Source organism: bacterium (assembly GCA_036524115.1).
Lineage (GTDB): Bacteria > JAUVQV01 > JAUVQV01 > JAUVQV01 > DATDCY01 > DATDCY01.
In genome coordinates, this window is the sequence record DATDCY010000047.1 from 1 (window position 1) to 9839 (window position 9839).

At 69.6% G+C, this 9839-nt stretch carries 7 protein-coding genes and 1 pseudogene; 7 read left to right on the top strand and 1 reads right to left on the bottom strand.

The genetic code is table 11. The features are described from left to right. Positions 1–242: hypothetical protein (locus VI078_02250; GenBank protein HEY5998108.1), on the bottom strand; the 242-nt coding region annotated here is incomplete at its 3' end. A gap of 261 nt (positions 243–503) precedes the next feature. Here VI078_02250 and accB point away from each other — a divergent pair. The 7 genes and pseudogenes from accB to VI078_02285 form a co-directional block, all read left to right on the top strand. After that, a pseudogene (gene accB, locus VI078_02255) lies at positions 504–737 on the top strand (acetyl-CoA carboxylase biotin carboxyl carrier protein). A 15-nt stretch (positions 738–752) separates the two neighbouring features. Next, the gene (gene accC / locus VI078_02260) at positions 753–2093 is read left to right on the top strand and encodes an acetyl-CoA carboxylase biotin carboxylase subunit (GenBank protein ID HEY5998109.1); all 1341 of its coding nucleotides are present in this window, start codon (positions 753–755) and stop codon (positions 2091–2093) included. A 104-nt stretch (positions 2094–2197) separates the two neighbouring features. Further along, complete coding sequence (gene thiE, locus VI078_02265) at positions 2198–2815, top strand: thiamine phosphate synthase (GenBank protein ID HEY5998110.1); 618 nt, start codon at positions 2198–2200, stop codon at positions 2813–2815. A 74-nt stretch (positions 2816–2889) separates the two neighbouring features. After that, a complete protein-coding gene (gene gcvH / locus VI078_02270; protein ID HEY5998111.1) occupies positions 2890–3282 on the top strand; it encodes a glycine cleavage system protein GcvH in 393 nt (130 codons plus the stop codon). A gap of 154 nt (positions 3283–3436) precedes the next feature. Next, a complete protein-coding gene (locus tag VI078_02275) occupies positions 3437–7618 on the top strand; it encodes a Ser-Thr-rich GPI-anchored membrane family protein (GenBank protein HEY5998112.1) in 4182 nt (1393 codons plus the stop codon). A 108-nt stretch (positions 7619–7726) separates the two neighbouring features. Then, positions 7727–8602 (top strand): lipoate--protein ligase family protein, encoded by an 876-nt coding sequence (locus VI078_02280; GenBank protein HEY5998113.1) that lies wholly within the window; start codon positions 7727–7729, stop codon positions 8600–8602. A 92-nt stretch (positions 8603–8694) separates the two neighbouring features. Further along, positions 8695–9839, top strand: a 1145-nt coding sequence (locus VI078_02285) for a tetratricopeptide repeat protein (GenBank protein ID HEY5998114.1), incomplete at its 3' end; no start/stop codon positions are given.

The following is a 9839-nucleotide window of genomic DNA, read 5'->3' on the forward strand; positions in this document are numbered from 1 at the left end:
GCCGGTGCGGGGTTCGGGGCGGAAGCCGGGGCGCCGGCCGGGGCCTGGAGCGGCGAGGCGGCCGGCTTGGGAGGTTCGGCGTCTTTGGGCGTCAATTTTAGATCATCCACAAGGAAGCGGACCTCCATGTAAGTCAGCCGCAGCCCGAAATCTGTCGCGAGCTGATTCTGAATTTCCGAAAGCTTGAGCCCTTGCCGAATCCATTCGGCGACTTTCGTGCGTTGTGCTTCGTCCAGGTTCATATCGTTCCTGCTGAATAGTTCGTGGTGGAGGCGGGCCAATGCAACTCTTTTCTGCCCGCCGCCCCGGCTGTTTAGCCGGACACCGCCGTTTTGGTGCAGGAGACGAAGGCCCTCATCTCTCGATGACGGGGGAATCTCGGGGTTGTTCTCGAGCGGCGGCCCCAGTGTGCGGTTTCTCACGAGGTACTACGGCGAGGTCAGTGAGCCTCTCGTGGGGCGCCAGGGAAGTCGGGTCTCCAGCCGCCCCCGGGCGTGGCCATCGTGACGGCCCCGCTCGTCGGCCGGTTCTACCGTTCGCCGTCGCCGGAGGCCGGTCCCTACGTCGAGGTCGGCGACCGGGTGCGCAAGGGCCAGGTGCTCTGCATCATCGAGGCCATGAAGCTGATGAACCAGATCGAAGCCGAGCAGGCGGGCACCGTGCGGGCGGTCCTCGCGGAGGACGGCAAGCCCGTCGAGTTCGGGGAGCCGCTCTTCGAGATCGACACGACGGGCTAGGGCGCGGCGGGGGCGATGTTCCGCAAGATCCTGATCGCGAACCGCGGCGAGATCGCCGTCCGGATCATCCGCGCCTGCCGCGAGCTGGGCATCCGCACGGTCGCGATCTACTCGGACGTCGACGCACCGAGCCTGCACGTGCGCCTGGCGGATGAGGCCGTCTGCGTCGGTCCTGCCGAGAGCGCGCGCAGCTACCTCTCGATCCCGGGGATCATCAGCGCCGCGGAGATCACCGGGGCCGAGGCGATCCACCCCGGTTACGGCTTCCTCGCGGAGAACGTCCACTTCGCGGAGGTCTGCGAGAGCTGCCGCATCGGCTTCATCGGCCCGTCCGCGCGGGCGATGAAGCTCATGGGCGACAAGTCGAGCGCGCGCGATCTCGTGCGCCGCGCCGGCATGCCGCTGATCCCGGGGAGCAAGGCCGTGATCCAGAGCGAGGCGGAGGGCCTGGCGGCGATCCGCGCGATCGGCCTGCCCGTGATGATCAAGGCCAGCGCCGGCGGCGGCGGCAAGGGGATGCGCCTCGTCCACCACGAGGAGGAGTTCGGCAGCCTGTTCCTGCAGGCGCGCACCGAGGCGCAGGCGGCCTTTGGCGTGCCGGACATCTACGTCGAGAAGTACCTCGAGGAGCCGCGCCACATCGAGTTCCAGATCCTCTGCGACAGCCACGGCAACGCGGTGCACCTCGGCGAGCGCGACTGCTCGATCCAGCGGCGTCACCAGAAGCTGATCGAGGAGTCCCCGTCCACCGCGGTGCCCCCGCGGCTGCGGCGCGAGATGGGCCGCACCGCGGTGCGCATCGCCGAGCGCGTCGGCTACACGGGCGCCGGCACGATCGAGTTCCTTCTCGACCGCAAGGGCAACTACTACTTCATGGAGATGAACACGCGCATCCAGGTCGAGCACCCGGTCACCGAACTGCAGACCGGCGTCGACCTGATCAAGGAGCAGATCCGCATCGCCGCCGGCGCGAGCCTGCGCTACGACCCGAAGACGCAGTTCCCCGAGGGGCACACCATCGAGTGCCGCATCAACGCGGAGGACCCGGAGCGCTTCACGCCCTGCCCGGGGACGATCACCGAGTACCACGCGCCCGGCGGGCCCGGCATCCGCGTCGACAGCGCGGCCTACGCCGGGTGGAAGGTGCTGCCGCACTACGACTCGCTGGTGTCGAAGCTGCTCGCCCACGGCCACACGCGCGAGGAGGCGATCCTGCGCATGCTTCGCGCGCTCGAGGAGTACCGGATCTGCGGCATCAAGACGACGATCCCGCTGCACCTGCGGGTTCTGCGCGACCTGGACTTCATCCAGGGGCGCTTCTCGACGCAGTTCCTCGACACCTTCCTGCGCAAGTGAGCGCGACCCGGGCGCCGCGGCTGATCGTCATCCCGGACCCGCGCTTCGTCCGCCGAAGAACGAAGACGGGGACGGATTCATATTCCGGCGAACGCGGCAGGAGCGTGGGCGTTGCCGGCGCGGAAACTAGATCTGTCCCCGCTTGGGAGGGGCTGGCGCTCGCGGCTCTCGCCGGCGGCGCCGATGCGATCCAGCTGCGTGCCAAGCACCTCCCCGACGCCCAGGTGATCGTCCTCGGTCGGCGGCTCGCCGCCGCCTGCCGCGAGCGCGGCGCGCTCTTCTTCGTCAACGACGACGCGGCGGCGGCGCTCGCCTGCGGCGCGGACGGCGTCCACGTCGGCCCGGGCGACTCCGCGCCTGACGAGGCGCGGCGCCTGCTCGGGCCGCGCGGGCTCATCGGCGTGTCCATCTACGCGGCGGCGGACGTCGCGGCGGCCGAAGCGGCGGGCGCGGCCTACGTCGCCGTCGGGGCGGTGTTCCCGACGGCCACCAAGAAGATCGCGCCGGTCGGCCTCGAGGGGGTGCGCCGGCTGCGGGCGGCGACGCCGCTGCCGATCGTCGCCATCGGCGGGATCACGGCGGGGAACGCCGCGTCGGCGATCGCCGCGGGCGCGGACGGCGTCGCGGTGATCTCCGCGGTCAGCGGGGCGGCGGACCCCGAGGCGGCGACGCGGGAGCTGCGGGCGGTGGTGGCGGAAGCCCTCGCGGCCAGGGGCGCCTAGAGCGAGGATTCCCGTTGCGGGGCGGGTGGGCGCGGGGCATACTCGTGCCGGCCCCGACCCCGAGGAGGTGAGCGATGCAGTTCCCGGCCGACCTCAGATACACGAAAGAGCACGTCTGGGTCCGCCTCGAGGGCGCGGAGGCGGTCGTCGGGATCACGGACCACGCGCAGAAGGAACTGGGGGACATCGTCTTCGTCGAGACCCCGCGGCCGGGCGCGACGCTGACGCGGGGCAAGCCGTTCGGCGTGGTCGAGTCCGTGAAGTCGGTGTCGGATCTCTACGCCCCGCTCGGCGGCACCGTCGCGCGCGTCAACGAGGCGCTGGCGTCGACGCCGGAGATCGTGAACAAGGACCCGTACGGCGCCGGCTGGATGATCGCGGTCTCGTCCGTCGACGCCGCGGAAGTCGCGGGCCTGATGGACGTGGCGGCCTACGAGACGCTGGTGAGGGAGGTCACAGGAGGTTGACAGAATCCAGCGTCATTAAATAAAGTTCGAAATCGGTCCGCTAAGTTAACGTGCCGTCGCATGCCACCAAAGGGAGGGGCGCATGAAAAGGCAGGTTGGGAAGGCTGGACAGTCGCTGCTAATCCTGTTGTCACTTATCCTCGTACCACTGTTGATGGCTGCGGTCCCGGCGGCCGCGCAGACGATCGCAGTCACCGCGCCGAACGGGGGCGAGACGTGGACCGCAGGATCCTCCTGCACCGTCAACTGGACCACCATCGGGGATGTCGACCAGTTGGTGACGATCTCTCTCTACAAGTCGGGGATACTGGATCGGGTCATCACGCCGTCCATCGCGACGACGGGGAACTCGGGGGCCTATGTCTGGACGATACCCAACGACCCGGCCGACCCGGTGGCCCCCGGGGCGGACTACATGATCAGGGTCGCCAAGGCGTCTGACCCCACAGTCTTCGACGAGAGCGATGCCGCCTTCACCATCGCCCCGCCCATCCCGCGCCTGATCACCGCCCCGGCAGGGGGGGAAATCTGGCACATCGGCTCGCCGCAGACGATCACGTGGCGCAAGGAGGCCTTCCTCGGCACCAACGTCAACATCAGGCTCTTCAGGGACCAGCAGGCGCCCTCCCCGGGCGCCGAGACGATCATCGTCCTCAACGCGCCCAACAACGGCTCCTTCATCTGGGCCATCCCCCCGGGCACTGAGCCTGGCTCGACGTACCGCGTCAAGGTTCATGGCGTGATCGCCGGGACCGAGGTCACCGGCGACTTCGCCTACAGCGACAACTACTTCAGCATCGTGGAGCCTGGCTTCCAGGTGCTCAGCCCGAACGGCGGGGAGAACTGGGTGGCGGGGACGACCCGCTCGATCATCTGGGGTGCCGCCGCGGCGGCCGGCGCGGATGTCCGCATCGAGCTCTACAAGGGCGGCTCTCTCGAGACGGTCATCGCCGCCTCGACGCCCAACACGGGCGGCTTCCCCTGGCCGATCCCTGCCGATCAGCCGCTCGGGAGCAACTACGTCGTCCGGGTGACCTCGGTCGCCGACCCGACGCTCTTCGACGAGAGCGACGCGCAGTTCACGATCGGCTCGTCGGCAAGCATCATCTCCTACCCGGTCGGCGGCGAGGTCTGGGTCACCGGCACGCCCGAGGTCATCTCCTGGCGCCTGGACGCCGTCCCGAGCAGCACCGCAAACCTCTATCTCGTGCGCGGGCAGTCCGACCCGAATCCGGGCGGCGAGAGCATCATCATCCTCGGCGTGCCGAACACCGGCTCCTTCTCCTGGAACATCCCGAAGTCGATCCCGCCGGACGTCAACTACCGGGTGAAGCTGGAGTACAAGGTGATCGTGGGCGATACGGAGGTCACCCGCTCCACCTACAGCGACAACTACTTCACCATCACCCAGCCGAGCTTCCAGGTGCTCACGCCCAACGGCGGGGAGAACTGGCTGACGGCGACGACCCAGTCCATCACCTGGATGACGAGCGCCGCCGCCGGCGCGTTCGTCAACATCGACCTCTACCGGGGCGGGGCGCTGTACAGCCCCATCATCGCGAACGTGGCCAACACCGGCAGCTACGCCTGGGCGATTCCCGCCGGGCAGGCGCTGGGGAACGACTACACGATCCGGGTCACCTCGGTCGCGCAGCCGACGCTCTTCGACGAGAGCGACACGCCCTTCACCATCGCCACCTCGGCCAGCATCATCACCTCCCCCGTCGGCGGCGAGGTCTGGCTTTCCGGCACGTCGCAGACGATCGCCTGGCAGCAGGGCTCCGTGAACAGCGACGCCGTCAGCCTCTATCTCGTGCGGGGGCAGTCCGACCCCAACCCCGGCGGCGAGACGATCATCATCCTCAACTACCCGAACAACGGCTCGTTCTCGTGGACGGTCCCGACGTCCATCCCGCCCGACAGCAACTATCGCGTCAAGCTCGTCGCCGGCGCCGTGGAGACGTACAGCGACAACTACTTCACGATCACCCAGCCGAGCTTCCGGATGCTCGCGCCGAACGGCGGCGAGACCTGGGTGGCGGGGATGACGCGGACGGTCACCTGGGCGACGGGTGCCGCCGGCGCCACGGTGCGCCTCGACCTCTACAAGAGCGGTGCGCCCTATGCCGTCATCGCCAACCCGACGGCCAACACCGGCAGCTACACCTGGTCGATCCCGGCCGGCCAGACGCCCGGCGATGATTACACGATCCGGGTCACCTCGATCACCGATCCGACGCTGTTCGACGACAGCGACGGCGCGTTCAGCATCGGCTCGTCGGCCGGCATCATCACCTCGCCCATCGGCGGCGAGGTCTGGCTCGGCGGCGAGATGCAGGCGATCACCTGGAGGCAGGACCTCATCGACGCCACCACCGTGACCCTCGCGCTCGTGAAGGGGCAGTCCGACCCGAGCCCGGGCGGCGAGACCCCGATCATCGCGAACGTCCCGAACAACGGCTCGTTCGCCTGGACGATCCCCGCCTCGATCCTCTCCGACAGCGACTACCGCGTGAAGCTCGTGGGCGGCCCGGTCACGGCCTACAGCGACAACTACTTCTCCATCCAGCAGGCCGACCTGCGGGTGGTGTCGCCCAACGGCGGCGAGAAGTGGCTGGCGGGGTCCACGCACACCATCACCTGGACGACGACCGGTGTCGCGGCCCCGAACGTGCGGATCGACCTCCTCAAGGCCGGCAAGCTCAACAGCGTCATCTCCACGTCCGCGCCCGACAGCGGCTCCTACGCCTGGACGATCCGCAACGAGCAGAACCCCGGCGCGGACTACACGATCCGCGTTGCGTCCCTGGCGAACGCGCAGGTGGCGGGGGAGAGCTTCGAGGGCTTCACCATCCTCTCGGAGCCGCCGTACGACATCATCCTCTCCGACGACACCGCCCAGACCTACGCCCCGATCGGCACCGCTGTCGGCACGTTCAGCACGCTCGACCCGAACCCCGGTGACACCTTCACCTACTCGCTCGACTTCTGCGTCGCTTGCGACAACGCCTCGTTCCGCATTGCCGGCAACCAGCTCCAGACGGGCGAGGTCTTCATGACGGCCGGGGCGACGAAGACCATTTCGGTGACCTCCACCGACCAGAGCGGCCAGTCGGTGAAGCGGGACTTCAAGATCCACGTCGTGACGCCGAACCAGGCGCCGACCGACATCTCGCTGAACGACAGCGTGATCGTCACCGGGCTGCCGTCCGGCACGAGGGTCGGGGAGTTCAGCTCGGCCGACCCGAACACCGCGGACCCGAACTTCGGCGAGACGTTCCTGTACACGCTGGTCAACACGCTGGCATTCCCGGACAACAGCGACTTCCGGATTGTCGGCAACCAGCTCCAGACCGCGACGATCTTCGCGAACGCGGCCACCCTGACCAAGACCATCCGCGTCCAGTCGACGGACAAGGGCGGTTTGTTCCGGGTCGAGACGTTCACGATCACCGTGAGCGTGAACGAGGCGCCCGTGCTCGCGCCCATCGGCAACAAGTCCGTCAACGAGGGGCAGCTGCTCTCGTTCACGCTCTCGGCCAGCGACCCCAACGGCGACCCGCTGGTCTTCTCCGCCTCGAGCCTCCCCTCCGGGGCGACGCTCACCGGGGCGGCCTTCAGCTGGGTCCCGAACAACACCCAGGCCGGCGTCTACACCGTGCACTTCGAGGTGACGGACGGGGCGATGGTCGACTTCGAGGACATCACCATCACCGTCAACGACGTCAACCCGACGCTCTTCTTCGAGCAGTTCACCGACGGAACGTCGGCTGGGGACACGAACTGGACCAAGAACGCCGGTCTCTGGACCGTCACCGCGGGCAAGCGCTACCGGGCGACGTCCGCCGCCGTGACCAGCCTCTCGACGGTCAAGACGGCGTTCCTGCCGCGCATCTCGGCGGGGCGGATCGAGGGCCTGGTGCGGATGATCACCCTGACGGCAGGCCAGAACGTCATGCTGGTCTTCTCGTTCCAGGACGGGACGAAGTACCGTTACGTGCAGCTCATCCCCGGGGCGGGCGGTCTGCCCGGCGAGATCCGGGTCGGTCAGGCGGGGTCCTTCGGCGGGGTCGGCGCCGGCATCAAGGCGCGCAACGCCGTTGCCGCAGCCGTCGCGACCGATTACCCGTTGCGGATCGATGCCTACACGGACGGCAGGACGAAGGTCTACTATCGCGGGGTTCTCGTGCTGAACTACAAGTTCCCCACGGCCGTGGCCGGTCTCGTGGGCGTCGGTGTCGTGCGCAACGGTGCCGAGTTCGACAACTTCCGGGTGTCCGACACGACGGTGCTGCCGGCCTGGGCGGCCAGGCCGGCGGTCGAAGCCGCGGAGTAGGCCGGAGAAGGCCCGTTACGTCCTGAAGCGGGATCGGGCCGGGTCCCCTGACCGTGGGTCGGGGGACCCGGCCTTTTTTTCTGGAACCGGCCGGGAGGCGATGCGCCCATGCCCGAAACCACCGATTGCAGCGCGCCCCTCTGGCGCCTCATCGACTCCGGCCCCGGGGACGGCGCCTGGAACCTCGCGCTCGACGAGGCGATCTTCCGCTGCGTGCGGGAGCGGCGCAGCCCGCCCACGCTGCGTCTGTACGCGTGGGACGCACCGGCGCTCTCGCTCGGCTACGCCCAGGACGCCGCTCGCGAGGTGGACCTGGCGGCGTGCAGGGCGCGGGGCATCGCGGTCTTGCGCCGCCCGAGCGGCGGCCGTGCGGTGCTGCACGACCGCGAGGTGACCTACAGCGTGGCCGTGCCGGCCGGGGAGGCCGGCTTCGGCTCGGGCCTCGACGAGGCGTACCGTGCCGTGGCGGCCGGGCTGCTCGCCGGCTTGCGGCTCCTCGGCGTCGATGCCGCGCTCGCCCTCCGGGCGCCCACCGGGGCCCGGCCGCTCCGGCACCCCGGGTGTTTTGCGTCGGCGTCGCGCCACGAGATCGTCGCGGGAGGACGCAAGATCGTCGGCAGCGCACAGCGCAGGAGCGGCGGCGCGTTTCTCCAGCACGGCTCGATCCTTGTCGAGGGGCACGCCGAGGCGCTGGGGCGGCTCCTGCTCTCGCCGCAGCGGATGGAGGGCGCCGCCGTGATGACGGGTCTTCGCGACCTGCTGCAGCCGTGCCCCGGCTACCCCGAAGTCTCGGCCGCCGTGGCCGAAGGGTGCGCCGCCGCGTGGGGCGCGCGGCTGGTCCGCGGCGCGCCGTCCGCCGACGAAATGGAAATTGCCCGCGAACTCGAAGGCGAGGTGCGGCGCGTTGACAAGGCCCGGACGCCGGGCCTACCATGCGCGGGTATTCCCAGCAGGTCGCTGAGGATGCAGGAGGACGCGTACTGATCGCGAAGTGCACGCGCGGAACGACGTGCGTGCGCGGGGGGTTCCCTGCGCGCGGAGCGGCGCGGTGCGCCCTGTGACCGGCTAGGAGCGACATGGCGGCCGACAAGCGGACCCTGCAGCGCGACGTCCTCAAGCTGACCCAGGCGGGCAAGCTCGACAAGGCCGTCGAGGCTTATCGCGCGATCATCAAGCTCGACCCCAAGGACCCCCAGGTCCGCAACAACCTCGGCGACCTGCTCGCGAAGCTCGGCAAGAAGAAGGACGCCATCGCCGAGTACCAAGAGGGGTCGGCCCTCTACGAGAAGGACGGCTTCGGCCCGCGCGCCATCGCGCTCACGCAGAAGGCCGTCAGGCTCGACCCCGAGCAGCCGGCGGTGCTGCTGAAGCTCGGCGATCTCTACGCGGCGCAGAAGCTGCGCGTCGAGGCGCGCGCGATCTTCGTGCAGCTCGCGGAGCGCCACGAGAAGCGCCATGAGGTCGCCGCCGCGCTCGAGATGTTCCGGCGGATCGCCGACCTCGACCCCGAGAACCTCCCCGTGCGCGTCAAGCTCGCCGGGATGTTCGAGAAGCAGAGGCTGGCGGAGAAGGCCTCCGACGAGTATGTCCGCGCCGCCAAGGGCTACGCGGCCCGCAAGGAGCGGGATCCGGCGGCGCAGCTGCTCGTGCGCGCCTTCAAGCTCTTCCCGGCGAACCTCGAGGCCCGGCGGCTGCTCGCGGACGTCTACGCGCAGCGGCAGGAGTGGTCCGTCGTCGTCGGGCTGCTCGAGACGCCGGTCGCGCGCGGGGTGTCGGACGCCGCGATGACGGTGCTCTACGCGGACGCGCTGACGCGGGTCAACCACGCGCGGGAGGCGGCGGCGCTGCTCGAGAAGCTCCAGGCGGCCGACCCCAACTCCGTGCCGGTGAACCTCGTCCTCGGCCGCGCGTACCTCAAGGCGGGCGAGGTCGAGAAGGGCGGGGCGGCCCTCAACCGCTGCGTCGGGGCGCACATCGCGGAGAACCGCCTCGACCTCGCGGGGACGCTGCTGCTGGAGCTGGCCGCGGCGGCCCCGGAGGACGACCGGGTGCAGCAGCGGATCATAGAGGTCGCGCAGAAGCGCGGCGACGCCGCGGCGGCCGCCGACGGGTACCTGAGGCTCGCCGCGATCTACGAGAAGAAGGGCCTGGCACGGAACGCCGTCGGCGCCCTGGAGCGATTCCTCGAGAGCCGGCCGGGCGACGCTGCGGCGTCCGCGCA

Coding starts and splice junctions, on each gene's coding strand:
- accC (HEY5998109.1), top strand. CDS start 753: ATGTTCCGCAAGATCCTGATCGCGAACCGCGGCGAGATCGCCGTCCGG.
- gcvH (HEY5998111.1), top strand. CDS start 2,890: ATGCAGTTCCCGGCCGACCTCAGATACACGAAAGAGCACGTCTGGGTC.
- VI078_02275 (HEY5998112.1), top strand. CDS start 3,437: ATGGCTGCGGTCCCGGCGGCCGCGCAGACGATCGCAGTCACCGCGCCG.
- VI078_02280 (HEY5998113.1), top strand. CDS start 7,727: ATGCCCGAAACCACCGATTGCAGCGCGCCCCTCTGGCGCCTCATCGAC.